This is a genomic window from Bradyrhizobium sp. CCBAU 53351 (assembly GCF_015291745.1).
Classification (GTDB): Bacteria; Pseudomonadota; Alphaproteobacteria; order Rhizobiales; family Xanthobacteraceae; genus Bradyrhizobium.
Genome location: NZ_CP030059.1, coordinates 4,230,712 through 4,245,442 on the forward strand (window position 1 = coordinate 4,230,712; position 14,731 = coordinate 4,245,442).

18 protein-coding genes are annotated in these 14,731 nt (G+C 64.3%); 7 read left to right on the top strand and 11 right to left on the bottom strand.

The window, feature by feature from the left end; genetic code table 11:
- Positions 1 to 66: 66 nt before the first annotated feature.
- The 3 genes from XH83_RS19985 to XH83_RS19995 are packed head-to-tail and all read right to left on the bottom strand — an operon-like array spanning position 67 to position 2,833.
- A complete protein-coding gene (locus XH83_RS19985) occupies positions 67 to 1,290 on the bottom strand; it encodes an ABC transporter substrate-binding protein (RefSeq protein ID WP_194402505.1) in 1,224 nt (407 codons plus the stop codon).
- A 36-nt stretch (positions 1,291 to 1,326) separates the two neighbouring features.
- Positions 1,327 to 2,085 carry an ABC transporter ATP-binding protein gene (locus tag XH83_RS19990; protein ID WP_194402506.1) on the bottom strand — a complete coding sequence of 253 codons (759 nt, stop codon included), beginning with the start codon at positions 2,083 to 2,085 and terminating at the stop codon, positions 1,327 to 1,329.
- Positions 2,078 to 2,833, bottom strand: coding sequence for an ABC transporter ATP-binding protein (locus tag XH83_RS19995; protein WP_194402507.1), 756 nt, complete (start codon positions 2,831 to 2,833; stop codon positions 2,078 to 2,080). The genes XH83_RS19990 and XH83_RS19995 overlap by 8 nt, the downstream gene beginning before the upstream one ends.
- A gap of 367 nt (positions 2,834 to 3,200) precedes the next feature.
- On the opposite strand from XH83_RS19995, the gene XH83_RS20000 reads away from it, so the two are divergent.
- Positions 3,201 to 3,848 carry a PAS domain-containing protein gene (locus tag XH83_RS20000; protein WP_194402508.1) on the top strand — a complete coding sequence of 216 codons (648 nt, stop codon included), beginning with the start codon at positions 3,201 to 3,203 and terminating at the stop codon, positions 3,846 to 3,848.
- A gap of 3 nt (positions 3,849 to 3,851) precedes the next feature.
- Here the strand turns inward: XH83_RS20000 and XH83_RS20005 are convergent, their stop codons facing one another.
- Positions 3,852 to 4,208, bottom strand: coding sequence for an ArsC family reductase (locus XH83_RS20005; RefSeq protein WP_194402509.1), 357 nt, complete (start codon positions 4,206 to 4,208; stop codon positions 3,852 to 3,854).
- 99 nt (positions 4,209 to 4,307) lie between these two features.
- Between XH83_RS20005 and XH83_RS20010 the strand changes: the two genes are divergently transcribed.
- The 3 genes from XH83_RS20010 (at position 4,308) to XH83_RS20020 (ending at position 6,304) form a co-directional block, all read left to right on the top strand.
- A complete protein-coding gene (locus XH83_RS20010; RefSeq protein ID WP_194402510.1) occupies positions 4,308 to 4,679 on the top strand; it encodes a tRNA-binding protein in 372 nt (123 codons plus the stop codon).
- 206 nt (positions 4,680 to 4,885) lie between these two features.
- Entirely contained in the window at positions 4,886 to 5,518 is a 633-nt protein-coding gene (locus XH83_RS20015) for a TetR/AcrR family transcriptional regulator (protein WP_194402511.1), read from the top strand.
- Positions 5,519 to 5,521: 3 nt separating this feature from the next.
- A complete protein-coding gene (locus XH83_RS20020) occupies positions 5,522 to 6,304 on the top strand; it encodes a sulfite exporter TauE/SafE family protein (RefSeq protein ID WP_194402512.1) in 783 nt (260 codons plus the stop codon).
- 2 nt (positions 6,305 to 6,306) lie between these two features.
- On the opposite strand, the gene XH83_RS20025 is transcribed toward XH83_RS20020, so the two are convergent.
- Positions 6,307 to 7,011, bottom strand: coding sequence for a glutathione S-transferase family protein (locus XH83_RS20025; protein WP_194402513.1), 705 nt, complete (start codon positions 7,009 to 7,011; stop codon positions 6,307 to 6,309).
- Positions 7,012 to 7,094: 83 nt separating this feature from the next.
- Entirely contained in the window at positions 7,095 to 7,295 is a 201-nt protein-coding gene (locus XH83_RS20030; RefSeq protein ID WP_194408505.1) for a hypothetical protein, read from the bottom strand.
- A 59-nt stretch (positions 7,296 to 7,354) separates the two neighbouring features.
- Between XH83_RS20030 and XH83_RS20035 the strand changes: the two genes are divergently transcribed.
- Positions 7,355 to 7,651 (top strand): hypothetical protein, encoded by a 297-nt coding sequence (locus tag XH83_RS20035; protein ID WP_210346973.1) that lies wholly within the window; start codon positions 7,355 to 7,357, stop codon positions 7,649 to 7,651.
- Positions 7,652 to 7,656: 5 nt separating this feature from the next.
- On the opposite strand, the gene XH83_RS20040 is transcribed toward XH83_RS20035, so the two are convergent.
- Complete coding sequence (locus tag XH83_RS20040) at positions 7,657 to 8,322, bottom strand: DUF429 domain-containing protein (protein WP_194402515.1); 666 nt, start codon at positions 8,320 to 8,322, stop codon at positions 7,657 to 7,659.
- Between the two features lie 1,211 nt (positions 8,323 to 9,533).
- Here XH83_RS20040 and XH83_RS20045 point away from each other — a divergent pair.
- On the top strand, positions 9,534 to 10,859 hold the full coding sequence (locus XH83_RS20045; protein WP_194402516.1) for a TROVE domain-containing protein: 1,326 nt from the start codon (positions 9,534 to 9,536) through the stop codon (positions 10,857 to 10,859).
- Positions 10,860 to 10,973: 114 nt separating this feature from the next.
- Positions 10,974 to 12,314, top strand: coding sequence for an RtcB family protein (locus XH83_RS20050; protein WP_194402517.1), 1,341 nt, complete (start codon positions 10,974 to 10,976; stop codon positions 12,312 to 12,314).
- 42 nt (positions 12,315 to 12,356) lie between these two features.
- Here the strand turns inward: XH83_RS20050 and XH83_RS20055 are convergent, their stop codons facing one another.
- The 4 genes from XH83_RS20055 to XH83_RS20070 all read right to left on the bottom strand — a co-directional run bounded on the left by XH83_RS20055 (position 12,357) and on the right by XH83_RS20070 (position 14,713).
- Positions 12,357 to 12,701: a carboxymuconolactone decarboxylase family protein gene (locus XH83_RS20055; protein WP_194402518.1), complete on the bottom strand. Its 345-nt coding sequence runs from the start codon at positions 12,699 to 12,701 to the stop codon at positions 12,357 to 12,359.
- Between the two features lie 3 nt (positions 12,702 to 12,704).
- Complete coding sequence (locus XH83_RS20060) at positions 12,705 to 13,226, bottom strand: RNA polymerase sigma factor (RefSeq protein WP_194402519.1); 522 nt, start codon at positions 13,224 to 13,226, stop codon at positions 12,705 to 12,707.
- Positions 13,223 to 13,432 (bottom strand): DUF2892 domain-containing protein, encoded by a 210-nt coding sequence (locus XH83_RS20065; RefSeq protein ID WP_194402520.1) that lies wholly within the window; start codon positions 13,430 to 13,432, stop codon positions 13,223 to 13,225. The genes XH83_RS20060 and XH83_RS20065 overlap by 4 nt, the downstream gene beginning before the upstream one ends.
- A 96-nt stretch (positions 13,433 to 13,528) precedes the next feature.
- Positions 13,529 to 14,713, bottom strand: coding sequence for a serine hydrolase (locus XH83_RS20070; RefSeq protein WP_194402521.1), 1,185 nt, complete (start codon positions 14,711 to 14,713; stop codon positions 13,529 to 13,531).
- Positions 14,714 to 14,731 lie beyond the last annotated feature (18 nt).

Consider the following 14,731-nt stretch of genomic DNA (forward strand, 5'->3'; position numbering starts at 1 on the left):
GCACCCGGTCCTTCGGCGTTCCCTTGAAAGTCGCCCGCAAGCCTTCAAGGCCTGCGGGCGGTCATCTTACTTCTTGAGCAGCGCGCACTTGCTCTCGGACAGCGGCGTGAAAGCCTGGTCGCCCGGCACCGTGCCGACCAGCTTGTAGAAGTCCCACGGCCCCTTGGACTCCGAGGGCTTCTTCACTTCGAACAGATAGGCATTGTGGATAGTGCGGCCGTTGGGCTGGATCTCACCCTTGCCGAACAGATCGTCCTCCGTCGGCATCGACTTCATCTTCTCGACGATCTTGACGCCGTCGTGGGGATTTCCGCCGAGCGCTTCGAGCGCCTTGAGATAGTGGCGCACGCCCGCATAGACGCCGGCCTGCACCATGGTGGGCGGCGCGTTGTTCTTCATCTTTGCGGCGAAGCGCTTCGAGAACGCCCGGGTCTGGTCGTTCATGTCCCAGTAGAACGTCTCGGTGAAGTTGAGGCCCTGCGCCGTCTCCAGGCCGATCGCCTTGATGTCGGTGAGGAAGAGCAGGAGCGCCGCGAGCTTCTGGCCACCCTTGCCGATGCCGAACTCGGCCGCCTGCTTGATGGTGTTGGTGGTGTCGCCGCCGGCATTGGCAAGTCCGATGATCTTGGCCTTGGACGACTGCGCCTGCAGCAGGAAGGACGAGAAGTCCGGCGTGTTCAAGGGATGCTTGACGCCGCCGACCACCTTGCCGCCGTTGGCGGTGACGACCGCCGTGGTGTCGCGCTCGAGCGCAGCACCGAAGGCGTAGTCGGCGGTCAGGAAGAACCAGCTGTCGCCCCCCGCCTTGACCAGCGCCTGCCCGGTGGTGTGGGCCAGCATGTAGGTGTCGTAAGTCCAGTGCACGGTGTTGGGCGAGCACTGCGCGTTGCTGAGGTCGGACGTCGCCGCACCTGAGTTGATATAGACGCCGTTCTTTTCCTTGATGACGTTGTTGACGGCGAGCGCCACGCCGGAATTCGGCACGTCGACGATGATGTCGACCTTGTCGACGTCGAACCATTGCCGCGCGATCGCGGTGCCGATGTCGGGCTTGTTCTGGTGATCACCGGAGATGATGTCGATCTTCCAGCCCTTCGCAGCGAGGCCGGAATCCTCGACGGCCATCTGCGCCGCGAGCGTCGAGCCGGGACCGCCGAGGTCGGCATAGAGCCCGGACTGATCGGACAATGCGCCGATCTTGACGGTCTTGTCCTGCGCAGAGGCGACGCCTACTGCGGCGAATGTCAGCGCGGTGGTCAGCAGCAATGACGCAATCGACCTGGTCTTCATGCAACTTTCCTTTTTGAATTTTTCTCGTTGGCAGTACTAGACACCAAGATAGGTGTGGAGCTTGTCCATGTTGGCGGCCAGCTCGGCATTGGAAAATCCGTCAATGATCTTGCCATGCTCGACCACGTAATAGCGGTCGGCGACGGTCGACGCGAAGCGGAAATTCTGCTCGACCAGGAGGATCGTGAAGCCCTCCTTCTTGAGCCGCGCAATGGTGTGGCCGATCTGCTGAATGATGACGGGCGCGAGGCCCTCGGTCGGCTCGTCCAGCATCAGGAAACTCGCGCCGGTGCGCAGGATGCGCGCGATCGCGAGCATCTGCTGCTCGCCCCCGGACAGCTTGGTGCCCTGGCTGTAGAGCCGTTCCTTCAGGTTCGGGAACAGTTCGAAGATCTGCTCGAGCGGCAATCCGCCTGCACGGACCACCGGCGGCAGCATCAGATTCTCGCGCACGTCGAGACTGGAGAATATGCCGCGCTCTTCCGGACAGAAGGCGATGCCCATGCGCGCGATCTTGTCGGAGGTCGCGCGGATGATCTCCTGGTTGTTGAACTTCACCGAGCCGGTCCGCTTGCCGATGATGCCCATGATCGACTTCAGCGTGGTCGTCTTGCCGGCGCCGTTACGCCCGAGCAGGGTGACGACCTCGCCCGCGTTCACGTCGAAGTTGATCCCGTGCAGGATGTGGGACTCGCCGTACCAGGCTTCGAGGTTGCGGATTTGAAGGACGTTTCCGCCGGTCGCAGTCCCGGTCGCAGACTTGGCCGGAGCCTCGGCGATCGCAGTGTCAGGCATGACCGGCTCCCAGATAAGCTTCCTTGACGCGCTCGTCCTTGGTGAGCTCGCTGTAATGACCTTGCGCGAGCACCTGCCCGCGCGTCAGCACGGTGATGATGTCGGAGAGGTTGGCCACGACGCTCAGATTATGCTCGACCATCAGGATGGTATATTTCGCGGAGATGCGCTTGATCAGCGCCGCGATCTTGTCGATGTCCTCGTGGCCCATGCCGGCCATCGGCTCGTCCAGCAGCATCATCTCCGGGTCGAGCGCGAGCGTAGTTGCGATCTCCAGTGCACGCTTGCGTCCATAGGGCATCTCGACGGCGGGCGTGTTGGCGAATTCGTTGAGGCCGACATCGTTGAGCAGTTCGCGCGCGCGATCGTTGAACTGGTTGAGAACCGACTTGGAGCGCCAGAAATCGAACGAAGAGCCGTGCTGGCGCTGAAGCGCGACACGGACGTTCTCCAGCGCGGTGAGATGCGGAAATACCGCCGAAATCTGGAACGAGCGAACAAGCCCCAGGCGGGCCACGTCGGCCGGCGCCATCGCGGTGATGTCCTGTCCCTTGTACAGGATTTTTCCGGCGGACGGTTTGAGGAACTTGGTCAGAAGATTGAAGCAGGTCGTCTTGCCGGCCCCGTTCGGACCGATCAACGCATGAATGCTGCCGCGGCGAACCTTGAGCGCAACGTCGCGGACGGCGAAGAAGCCCGCGAACTCCTTGGTCAAGCCTTCCGTTTCGAGAATGAACTCATCGGCCAAACAGATTTCCCCCTGCCCGCGCGCCGCGCGTGGCTATCCTTGTTGCTTCGGCTTTCCGGAGGCCTTGTTGCCTATCCTTGGAGCCACTCCTTGGAGCCTATCCGGAACACCGTCTCCGGGCGCGGAATATGCCGGAGGTGACGGGGGTTAGGCAAGGTGGAAAGCTGAGCAGATCAGGTCTCCGGCTGGGATACAAATGCTCCCTTAGTCGGAGGCGAGTGACGTCGCGCCTGCCCGGCCTCCCGGTTCGCAAGGCACCGGTCGTCAAGCCGTCGTTAACGGTCTTTCGTTCCGCGCGCCAGCCTTCATCAAAAATTTTCCCGCAAGGGTTATGATGCGCGGGTTTTGACGCTCCGGGAATATTGTCTTGGATTTCGCAAGCGCCGCTCCGTCCGTCGTCAAGTCGATCAGGCAGCGTGATCTCCTGAACACGTGGCTGCGACTTTATGCGCGCGAGCAGATCGCGCCGGCGATCTCGGAGTATCAGCCTGCGCGGCTCGAGGAAGAGCTGTCCGATCTCATCTATTATACGGTGGACAGTTCGGCGCCGGCGCCGCGCCTCACCATCCAGAGCGAAAACACGCGCATCTCGCGCGCCTATGGACATACCGGCAAAGGCGTTCCGCTCGACGAGTATCTCGGGCCTAAAATCGCGCCTTTCGTGATGCCGATCTATTACGAATGCGTCGCGCGTGGGCTGCCGGTCTACAGCGTTGCTGACGTCGACGACATCTACGGACGCATCGTTGCTTATGAGCGGCTGCTGCTGCCTTTCCAGTCCGACGGCAAGGTCTGTCACGTCATCGCATCGGTCAAGACCTTCTGCGAGGACGGCGGCTTCGAGATCAAGAATCTGATGCGCGGAAACGACGCACTGCCGCGGCCGAAACTGCGCGCCGTGATCGATCACGAGCTTTTCCATCGCGCGCCTGGCCGCATCGCGACGGCCGACGTGGTCGAGTTCGCCGACCAGCCGGGTCCCGGCATCCCCAACGAGATCATCGAGCTGAACTAGCGCTCAGCGCTTTCCGCCGACTTCCTTGGCATAGATATCCGGCTTGAAGCCGACCAGCAGCTTGTCGCCGATCTCCAGCACCGGCCGCTTGATCATCGATGGTTGCGCTAGCATCAGCGCCAGCGCCTTCTTCTCGGTGAGGCTTTCCTTGTCGGACTCGGGCAGCTTCTTGAACGTCGTCCCAGCGCGATTGAGCAGCGTCTCCCAGCCGACCTTGTCGCTCCATTGCTCGAGCTTGTCCTTCTCCACGCCCGCCGACTTGTAGTCGTGAAACGCGTAAGGCACGCCATGAGTGTCGAGCCAGGCGCGCGCCTTCTTCATGGTGTCGCAGTTCTTGATGCCGTAAATGATGTTGGGCAAGACGTTCCTCGCGCATGACGGATCGTGATGGACGTGGCGTTGTACGAAACTCCGCTTCGCGCGACAATATTGCGAACGATGCTACCGAACGGACATCCCATGCACGTCACCCACGATCCTGCAGCCGCCGCCACGGCGATCATCGACTTCAACAGCTTCCTCGCCGTCGATATCCGCGTCGGCACCATCGTCGACGCAAAACCGTTCCCAGAGGCGCGCAAGCCGGCGTTTCGGCTGTGGATCGACTTCGGGCCCACGATCGGCGTGCGCAAGAGCTCGGCCCAGATCACCGAAAACCATCCGCTCGAGACCTTGGTGGGACAACAGGTCGCGGCCGTCGTCAATTTCCCGCCGCGCCAGATCGGACCTGTCATCTCGGAGGTGCTGACGCTGGGCTTCCCCGATGCCAACGGCAAGGTCGTGCTGGTCCAGCCCAGCCAGCCGGTACCGAACGGCGGACGGCTGTTCTAGCCGCGATCCGGTGCCGCGGCGCCGCGTCCGCCGGCGCAGTCGCAGAGAATCCTTCTGTTTTCCGCCTTCGGCCGGCCGGGCTTGACCCTATCCGCTTTCAAGATTAAAATGACTGACTGATCGTTTTTTATTTAGTCCGGCCGACTTTGCGCTAAAGCGCAATCCTTTGGAAAACGATCAACCTGTCAGTTATTTGAGGCGGCTGAATGCCCAAGATCAGCGACAAGCAACGCGAAAGCCGGCGGCAGCAGATTCTCGAAGCGGCCCTCGCCTGCTTCTCGGACAACGGTTTTCACCAGACCGGCATGGCCGACATCGTGAAGCGGTCCGGATTGAGCCATGGCGCGGTCTATCTCTACTTCCAGAGCAAGGACGATCTGATCGAGGCGCTTGCCGACGACCGGCATCGCCGTGAAGCCGTGCTCAATTCGGTCGCGCAGGGATCCGGCGACCCGATCGAAGGACTTCACGCGCTGATCCGCGTCTACGCGCAATGGCTGGCCGATCCTGCCGGCGAAGCCCGCCGCCGCGTCGGCATCCACGGCTGGGCCGAAGCCCTGCGCAACCGCCGCGTCCGCAGCAGCGTCGTCGAAGGCATCGACATGCCGCGCGCGCTGATCGTGGCGCTGGTCGAGCGCGGCCAGCATGACGGTCTCATCCGGCGCGACCTCGGCGCCGACGCGATCGCGCGCGTCCTGATCGCAATCTTCCAGGGGTTTGTGCTGCAAAAATCTTGGGGCGATGCATTTGACGTCGAAGCCTGCATGGCGGCCGTGGCCGGCGTGATCGACGGCCTGTGCACGACGAAGCCTGACGTCAGGCGGCGAGCCCGGACGTAAGCGATGTCCTGGCTTCACGACATCCTCGCCGGTGGTGGTGTCGGTCTGGTCGCCGGGCTGGCATCGGGCTTCACGGGGACGAGCCCGGGCGGCGGCCTCGTGATCTTCTCCGTGCTGCTGCTCGGGGCCGAGCAACACGTCGCCCAGGGCACCTCGCTGATCACCCAACTTCCGCCGACCGGTCTTGCCGGCATCCGCCGTTATTGGCAGAGCGGCAATCGCAGCCCCTTGCGGTGGATCGTCTGGATCGGCCTCGGGTTTCTGATCGGTGGCGCCGGCGGCGGTTATGCCGCGACCGCGGTCTCCGATTCCGTCCTGCAATGGACCTATGTCGTGTATCTCGTCGCGCTGGTCGCCCTGTTGATCCTGCGCCGCGACCGCAAGGACAGCCACCTTGAAGCCGGCGAGCGCGATCACCTTCACTGGCTGCCCCTGCTCCTGATCGGCACGCTTGCGGGCTTTTCCTCCGGCTTCATGGGCATCGGCGGCGGTCTTGCGATCACCGTCGGCCTCGCCGCCGGATTTCGCGTGCCACAGCATCAGGCGCAGCTCGTCAGCCTCGTCTTCTCGGTGATCCCGACCAACCTCCCGGCAGCCTGGATCTACTGGAGCAAGGGGCTGATGGTCGGCTGGCCGGCCATCATCGGCATTCTCGCCGGCCTCTGGGGTGGGACCGACCTCGGCGCACGCATGGCCAACGGCGTCAGCCGATCGGCGCTCCGCCAGGCCATGATCGCCCTCGTCTCGCTGATGGCGCTCTACATGACTTACAAGGCGCTGAGCTAGCCTTACGGCCGCTGCGGAATGTTCAGCCCGTGCTGCACCGCCGGACGCGCAAGGCCACGCTCGAGCCAGGCTCCGACCGATTTGAACTGGGTGAATTCGACGAGATCGCCGGCGCCGTAGAAGCCGATGAGATTGCGCACCCAGCCGAGCATCGAGATGTCGGCGATGGTGTAGTCGTCATCCATGAACCATTGCCGGCCGGAAAGATGCGTGTCCATGACGCCGAGCAGGCGCCTGGCTTCGGCGACGTAGCGGTCGCGCGGCCGCTTGTCCTCAAAGTCCTTGCCGGCGAATTTGTGGAAGAAGCCGACCTGGCCGAACATCGGCCCGACGCCGCCCATCTGGAAATGCAGCCATTGAAGCGTCTGGTAGCGGCGCGCCGCGTCCTGCGGCAGCAGCTTGCCGGTTTTCTCCGCGAGGTATTGCAGGATTGCTCCTGACTCGAACAGCGGCAGCGGCCTGCCGCCGGGACCGTTGGGGTCCAGGATCGCCGGGATCTTGCCGTTCGGATTGAGCGAGAGGAATTCGGCCGTCTTCTGGTCGTCCTTGCCGAAATCGACGAGATGGACTTCGTAGGGAAGTCCGGTCTCCTCCAGCATGATCGAGACCTTCACGCCGTTCGGCGTCGGCAGGGAATAGAGCTGGAGCAGCTCGGGATGCTTGGCCGGCCAGCGCTTGGTGATGGGAAAGGCGGACAGATCAGACATCGGCACTCCGGCTGCGTTCGTGAGATGCCGCCTAATCTAGGCGGGCCGGCGAACGACGCAAGGCCGACACATCGACTGGACAATCAGTCAGAAAGATTGCGTGGAAGGACGTTGGACCACAAGGGCCTTGAGGCGGCTGGAGGCGTCAGCGTTGCGATCTTGACGACCGGGGTGATGGTTTCGTGCTGCAATCGGTACTGGATGAACCATTGACCGGTGATCAGCAGCGCGGCCGTGAAGACAACCGCGAGCGTCGCGGTCGCCCATTGACAGACGTCGTACATAGCCTTTGTCCCTCAACTCCTTTTGCCTAAACGCCCGCTCACGGGGCCGTGTTCCCAACTTGCATGAATATTTTGCCGGTTTTTCCCGACCCCGCCAGAACCTTAATTCAGAGACCATCGAGCACTTGGCGCGTTGTAACGGGATGAACATCGAAAAGCGCGCCTTGCTCGACCACGCCCAACGCTGTCGCCGCGTCGCGGACGATCTCGCCCACCGCGAAGCCGCAGGACGGCTGCGCGCGATGGCCGAGGCGTATGAAGCGAGAGCGGCAAGACTGGACGACGGGGATGAGTACTCGAAGCCGGACCATCGCGGTCATGGCCATCTTGCCGGTGCAGGCGATCGGCAGAATTGAGCGATTCAATAGTTGATCTCCATCCGCAGTCCGCGCGGATCGATCTCCTCGCCGCCGACACGCTGCGTGCTGTCGCGCGCTGCGACCGCACAGCCACAGGCGTCGATGAGATCGTCACGGCCGATGCCGGTGCTGTGACGAAGCGTCAGCCATCTCTCGATCTTGGTGAAGCCGCGGTCTTCCAGCAGCGCATTGCGCTGCTGGCGGCCCCGCGGCGAGGTCTTCGGTTCAAGCCGCACTCGCCCCGCCAGATTCCAGAAGATCAATTCCGGATGCGCTTCGCCGATCGTTGCCTGCCGCGCCGGCGTCATGATGTCGTCGACCTCCCTGATCTTGTCCCGGATATTCCAGAGCTGCGCCGACACGCCTCTGCCCTTGCCCTCGTGCGTCCAATAGTGGCGATTGGCCGCGGCCATGTCGGGGAATGTCCAGAGGTCGCGGCGCGCACCGAGAAACACCGCTGAACCAATCAGTTCGCGGGCGCGCAGATCGCAAGCGCGATAGCCGCTCGGATTCAATCCGATCGGCATGTCGATCATCGCACGCGCATGCGGCAGCGCGAGCAGGCGCGTCAGGCCCGGCGAATAATCGAAGCCATGATCGCCGCGCTCGTCGATCCAGGCTGCGACCCAGCCGAAGCGAAATCCGTCGAGGCCGAGATAGTTCGGCACGTCATGCGTCCGTCATTTTCAATTTCACCGCGCGCGTCGCTTGACATCCGCAAGTTGCGGGCGTATGTCCCGCGCCCTCGCAAGCACTTCCGTTTGCGACAGACACCATGAACCGAGCGATGCTGAACCGCTACGAAAGAATTGTCCGCATGCCGAATAGCCCAAAGCTGTTCGACCTCGCATGCCCGGCTCATGGGAGCGAACTTGCCTGACCGCAAGATCGACAGTCCACTTCTGGACCCTCCCGAGCCTGCCGCTCCGGAGGGTTTTTTGTTGCCCGCCGCGCGGCCCGATCGAACATCCCGGCAATCGCCGGAACGAGAGACCCGGATCTCGGGGCTAGCGCTGAGAACGCGCGTGCCCAAGCGCGCGGGGCCTGCCGGAGGGAACGAGGCGATGAGCCGGACACCGATGGCAGAGCGAACCCGTAGGGTTCGCAACATGCGGCGCGTCGACAGCGCCGCGATAGAATTTTCTTAAGATTGGTTTGCCGCTGTCATCGCGGCTCAAACGACGCTGGTGGTGAAGATGTCGGATACTTCTTCCACACGGCACAGCGGGCATGCCTCCCGCCTTTGACGCACGCACCGGGATGCGGCCTCGGAAAAGGTTCGCACGCGGCCCGGCGCAGGATCCGTCCGTAAGGACGGCGACTGTGTTGTCGTCACTGAAAGCCGATATCGCCCGTTCCCCAGCGTACCCATCAACGACCGATGCGACAGCATCGGCCTGGCGGTGGTGAAGATGCCTGTTACTTCGTGGTAAAGGCGCGAAAGCGCCGAGCAGGTTCGAGCCCTGCACGCCGAAAGGCGGTTCGCCCGGAAGGGCAGCAACAGCATCGATCGTTCCCCGCCAACCCCATCACGATCCGTGGTGAAGATGTCTGTTACTTCGCCTGCCACGCGAGAGGTCGCGGGTTCGAATCCCGCCCGGTGTTCCATGCACCGGTAGCTCAGAGGATAGAGCGCTTTCCGGCAAGCTCACGCTTGCCGGGTCACAGCATCGCCCGTTCCCGGATCGTGTCCTCTCAACCACCGCCGGTGGTGAAGGGCGCTGTTATTTCGTGAATCACACTGTCGAAGGTTCGACTCCTTCCGGACGAAAGTCCGTAGCTCAGCGGTAGAGCATGTGGAGCCCCTCGCGGGCAGGACAGCCTCGCTTGTTCCCCGGCACCCGCTTCCATGTCCCCATCAACCCAAGAGGAGGCCGTCATGGTCAGGCTCAACAAGATCGTTCGCGCCTTCACGCGGGAGGGCGCACGCGCAATCCGCTTCACGCCCGAGATGGAGCTGAAGCGCGCGCTGATGAACTGCCTCCTGTGGGAGGACCAGTTCTACGAGGACGGCGTCGCGATCGCCGACCGCATCAAGACCCTGGTGCCCAAGGTCGCGCCTGCGCGCGTCGCCCAGCTCGCGATCGAGGCGCGCGAGGTGATGAAGCTGCGGCATGCGCCGCTGCTCGTCATCCGCGAGATGGCGCGCAGCGAAAAGCACCGTGCTCTCGTGGCCGACACGCTCGCTCAGGTGATCCAGCGGCCCGACGAGATGACGGAGCTGCTCGCGATCTACTGGGCGGATGCGCTGGGGCCGATGCAGCAGCGCAAGCGTCAGCCGGTCTCCGCACAGGTCAAGAAGGGTCTTGCCCGCGCGCTGACCAAGTTCGACGCCTACCAGCTCGCCAAGTGGGACCGCGACGGCGCGGTGCGGATCAGGGACGTGCTGTTCCTGGTGCACGCCAAGCCGAAGGACGCCGAGCAGGCAAAGGTCTGGAAGCAGCTCGTCGACGGCGAGCTCGCCTCCCCCGACACCTGGGAGGTCTCGCTCTCGGCCGGCAAGAGCAAGCGCGAGACCTTCGAGCGGCTGATCGACGAGCGAAAGCTCGGCGGCCTGGCGCTGCTGCGCAATCTGCGGCTGATGCAGACGGCGCAGGTCCCGCGCGAGACCATCGCAGGCGCGATCGAGGCGATGCGGACGGATCGTATCCTTCCCTATCGCTTCATCACGGCGGCGCGCTATGCGCCGGACTTCGAGCCCGAGCTCGAGGCTGCGATGCTCAAGTCGGTCAAGGACCATGTGCGGCTGCCCGGCCGGACGCGGCTCCTGATCGACGTGTCGGGCTCGATGTTCGCGACCCTCTCCGCGCAGTCGGAAATGACGCGCGCGGAGGCGGCGTGCGGTCTTGCGATCCTCGCCCGCGAGATCTGCGACGAGGTCGAGATCTTCACCTTCAGCAATGATGTCGTGAAGGTCCCGCCCCGCCGCGGCTTCGCGCTGCGGGACGCGATCATCAACTCGCAGTCCCACGGCGGGACCTATCTCGGCAAGGCCGTGACGGAGATCGACCGCAAGGGCGATCGCCTCATCGTCTTCACCGACGAGCAGAGTCACGACCGGGTGCCGGAGCCCAAGGCGCGCGGCACCATCGTGAACGTGGCCTCGTATCAGCACGGTGTCGGTCACGGCGCCTGGACGCGCGTCAACGGCTTCTCCGAGGCCGTGGTCGCGTGGATCGCAGCGTCGGAGACGGCGTTGCACTGATGCGCGACGACAACGACCCCGGACGCAGGATGCTGCGCCCGGTGTCGGCAAATTCTCTGAAATGATTTGCCCGCACCTTCTATAGTGCGCGCGGAATGACAAGGACCTATGACCATGCGACGACCCGATCCCTACATGGAACGCGCCCGCGAGCTCTGCCTCGCCGCCGGTGTCGATCCCGACTCGCGCGTCGGCGAAGGACGCGGCCAGCCGGCCTGGTGCCTGTACAAGGATGCCGCGCGCAAGGAACATCTGGCCCGCGAGGCCAATGCGACCGCGAGCTCGATCGCCGAGTTCCGGATGCAGGACGCCCGCTTCCAGAATGCGCCGCTGAAGGTGTTCGGCCCGCACGAGGACGCGACGATCGCCCAGATGCGCAACTGCATGGCGGTCGGCAACGTCGTGTCCGGCGTGATCTGCGCCGACGGCCATCTCGGTTACGCCCAGCCGGTCGGCGGGGTCATCGCCTATGAGAAGCAGATCAGCATCTCCGGCGTCGGCTTCGACATCGGCTGCGGCAACATGGCGGCAAAGCTCGACACGCGCTTCGACGACATCGCGGGCCGCGTCCCCACGATCATCCGCGACGTCGCCAAGACGATCTCGTTCGGCGTCGGCCGGGCCAATGCCGAGCGGGCCGAGCACGACCTGTTCGACGACGGCGATGCCTGGCGCGAGAGCGACATGGAGGACTACCGCAAGAAAGCGGTGAGCCAGCTCGGCACGGTCGGATCGGGCAACCATTATGTCGACCTCATGCGCGACGAGGAGGGCTTCGTCTGGATCGGCGTCCACTTCGGAAGCCGCGGTCTCGGGCACACTTCCGCGACGCGCTACCTCAAGGCCGCCGGCGGCAAGGACGGCATGAACGTTCCGCCCGCCGTGGTCGACGAGGACTCAGAGCTCGGCCGCCGCTACATTGCGGCGATGCAGCTCGCCGGGCGTTATGCCTATGCGGGCCGCGAGTGGGTCGTCGAGCGCGTCCGCCAGATCATCGGCGGCTGCGTGACCGAGAGCGTGCACAACCACCACAATTACGCCTGGCGTGAGACCCACGACGGGCGCGATCTGTGGGTGGTGCGCAAGGGCGCGACGCCGGCGTTTCCCGGCCAGAAGGGATTCGTTGGCGGCTCGATGGGCGACGACGCCGTCATCCTCGAAGGCGTCGACAGCCCGGACGCCAAGGCCTCGCTCTATTCGACCGTGCATGGCGCCGGCCGCCTGTTCGGACGACGGGAGGCGAAGCGGCGCTTCTCGCGCGAGCAGATGGGCCAGTGGCTCAACGAGCGCGGCGTGACCTTGATCGGCGCCGACCTCGACGAAAGCCCGATGGCCTATCGCCGCCTGCCGGACGTGCTGGCGCAGCACGCCGGCACCGTGCGCGTGCTGCACACGCTGCGGCCGTTCGCCGTCGCCATGGCCGGTGAAGGTGAGTTCGATCCGTGGAAGGACTGACACAAACAGGGAGTGGGAGGCACCGCCCCCCGCTCCCAAGATCTATTCCGCCTCGTCGCGATGGCGCTCGAATAGACGCTGCGCCAGCAGCGCATGGCCGAGCGTGCCGCCGGCACGGACCGCCGCCGCGATCAGGGCAGCTTCCGCGACCTCCTCCCGCGAGGCGCCGGCCCTCGCCGCCTGCGCTGTATGCACGTCGAGGCAATAGGCGCATTGCGTCGTGAGGGCGACCGCGAGCGAGATCAGCTCGCGGTATTTCGGCGGGATCAATCCGTCCTTGCGCTCGACCGCATGGTTGAACGCCAGGAACGCGTTGGCCTCGACCGGGGCCAGCGCCACGAAGGCCGGAACAGATTTCAGATCGTCAGGGCTTTGATAATTGCTCATGTCTCATCTCGTCAGATATTCGCGCATCAGGGCGCGGGCGCGATGCAGGCGGGCCTTCACGGTCTGCCTGGTCGCACCGAGCGCGGCGGCAATGTCGTCGATCGTCATTTCCTTGACGTCGCGCATCAGCGCAACATCGCGATAATGCGGCGGCAGCGCCTCAAACGCCGCAGCCACGTCGAGTCGCAGATCGGCCTCGGGGCGCGACAGCAGCAGCGCCTCCGCCTCGCTCTCATCGACCGCGAGCACGAGGCCCGCCTTGCGGGCCAATCGAAGACATTCGCGGCGGACCACGCTGAACAGCCAGGCCGAAAACGCCAGCAGCGAGCGGATCGTGCCGACATGCCGGAACAGGATCCACAGCGCCTCCTGCGCCGCGTCCTCGGCATCGGCCGAGCTGCGGCAGGTCGCGCGGGCATAGCGGCGGATGTCCGGCTGCGCCGTCTCGAGCAGGCGCGCGATCGCATCGGGATCGCCGAGCCGAGCGGCCTCGAACAGGTTCGGCGAGATCGCAGCCGCGCTCACGACACGCCCCCTCGCCCGATCCCGGCCATCGCGCACATCGGGCAATAGCCGACGAGCCCCGTCAGTGCGAAGCCGGCGCCGGCCAGCGCAACCAGCCACGCCGTCGCACCCGCCAGATAAATGAATGCCGCGACCGCCACCGCGACGCCCAGGGCGATCCGCACCGCCTGATGCAGGCCGCCGATGTTCTTCCTGTAAAATGCCATTGCGTCCTCCGAGATGAGCCGAGGCTGACTGCCTCGACTACCAAGAGGGCGCGCGCGCCAAAAAGGATTCGCGGCGGGCGACAATTTTTCCGGAGGTCAGCCTCCGGCGGCCTGATAGGCCAGGCGCTTGAATTCGAAGAAGAACGGATTCCAGAACCCCATGTAGCGCTGGGCCATCAGCACGCCTGCGGTATTGGCCTTCGGGCAGATCCACCAATGGGTGCCGGCGAGACCGCCCCACTGGAATTCGCCGGTCGAATTCTCGGGATCGAACGGCGTCGGCGCGAAGGTGACGGCGCCGCCGAGGCCAAAGCCCTTGCCGGGGATCGGGCCGAGATTGGCAAAGCGGATGGTCTGACCTGCCGGCAGCTGGTTCGTCATCATCTGCCGCAACGTCTCCGGCTTCAACAGCGCGTCCGACCCCGGCAGCAGCGCGCGGACCAGCGCGAGCATGTCAGGCAAGGTCGAGACCAGACCGCCGCCGCCCGAGAGCCGCGGGAACGGCCGCCGATAGGCTTGCGGAAACGGCAGATTGTCGGCGCGGGTCAGGCCCGGCTTCATGGGATCGAGCACGTCGGCGCCATTGTAGAGGGCGACCAGCCTGCCCTGCTGCGCTTCCGGAACGTAGAAGCCGGTGTCGGTCATGCCGAGGGGATCGAAGATGCGCGCCTTGAGGAAGGCATCGAGGGATTTGCCCGAGACAACCTCCACGACGCGGCCGAGCACGTCGGTGGCAACAGAATATTCCCAGCCCTCGCCGGGATGATAGGACAGCGGCAGATTGGCGAGGCTGTCGATCATGTCGGAGAGTGGCGTCAGCGGATTGAGCACGCGCGCTTCGTTGTAGCCTTTGAACAGCACCGTGCCGGGATCGAAGATGCCGTAGCTGAGGCCCGCGGTATGGGTCAGGAGGTGGCGGATCGTGATCGGGCTCTTTGCCGGCTCGACATCGGCAAGGCTCGCAGCGCCCTGCTTCAGCACCTTGCGATTGCCGAGCTGCGGCAGGAGTGTCTCGATCGCGTCATCGAGGCCGATGCGCCCTTCCTCGACCAGCAGCATGATCGCGCAAGTCACGAAGATCTTGGTGTTGGAAAACGCGCGGAAGATATGATCGGGCCGAAGCGCGGCGTTCGCCTCGCGGTCGGCAAAGCCGACGCATTGCTGGTCGACCACCTCCCGCCCGCGCAGCACGGCCCAGGATGCGCCCGGAATGATCTCCTGATCGACGTAGCGCTGCATCGCCGTCCGTACGGCGGAAAAATCGGTCGTTCTGGCGTTCATGCGTTTCCCCAATCTTGG

Bases quoted from the DNA above. Each gene is read 5' to 3' on its own strand.
- XH83_RS19985 (WP_194402505.1), bottom strand. From the start codon at position 1,290: ATGAAGACCAGGTCGATTGCGTCATTGCTGCTGACCACCGCGCTGACA.
- XH83_RS19990 (WP_194402506.1), bottom strand. From the start codon at position 2,085: ATGCCTGACACTGCGATCGCCGAGGCTCCGGCCAAGTCTGCGACCGGG.
- XH83_RS20010 (WP_194402510.1), top strand. From the start codon at position 4,308: ATGCACGTCACCCACGATCCTGCAGCCGCCGCCACGGCGATCATCGAC.
- XH83_RS20015 (WP_194402511.1), top strand. From the start codon at position 4,886: ATGCCCAAGATCAGCGACAAGCAACGCGAAAGCCGGCGGCAGCAGATT.
- XH83_RS20020 (WP_194402512.1), top strand. From the start codon at position 5,522: ATGTCCTGGCTTCACGACATCCTCGCCGGTGGTGGTGTCGGTCTGGTC.
- XH83_RS20025 (WP_194402513.1), bottom strand. From the start codon at position 7,011: ATGTCTGATCTGTCCGCCTTTCCCATCACCAAGCGCTGGCCGGCCAAG.
- XH83_RS20030 (WP_194408505.1), bottom strand. From the start codon at position 7,295: ATGTACGACGTCTGTCAATGGGCGACCGCGACGCTCGCGGTTGTCTTC.
- XH83_RS20045 (WP_194402516.1), top strand. From the start codon at position 9,534: ATGGTCAGGCTCAACAAGATCGTTCGCGCCTTCACGCGGGAGGGCGCA.
- XH83_RS20050 (WP_194402517.1), top strand. From the start codon at position 10,974: ATGCGACGACCCGATCCCTACATGGAACGCGCCCGCGAGCTCTGCCTC.
- XH83_RS20055 (WP_194402518.1), bottom strand. From the start codon at position 12,701: ATGAGCAATTATCAAAGCCCTGACGATCTGAAATCTGTTCCGGCCTTC.
- XH83_RS20065 (WP_194402520.1), bottom strand. From the start codon at position 13,432: ATGGCATTTTACAGGAAGAACATCGGCGGCCTGCATCAGGCGGTGCGG.
- XH83_RS20070 (WP_194402521.1), bottom strand. From the start codon at position 14,713: ATGAACGCCAGAACGACCGATTTTTCCGCCGTACGGACGGCGATGCAG.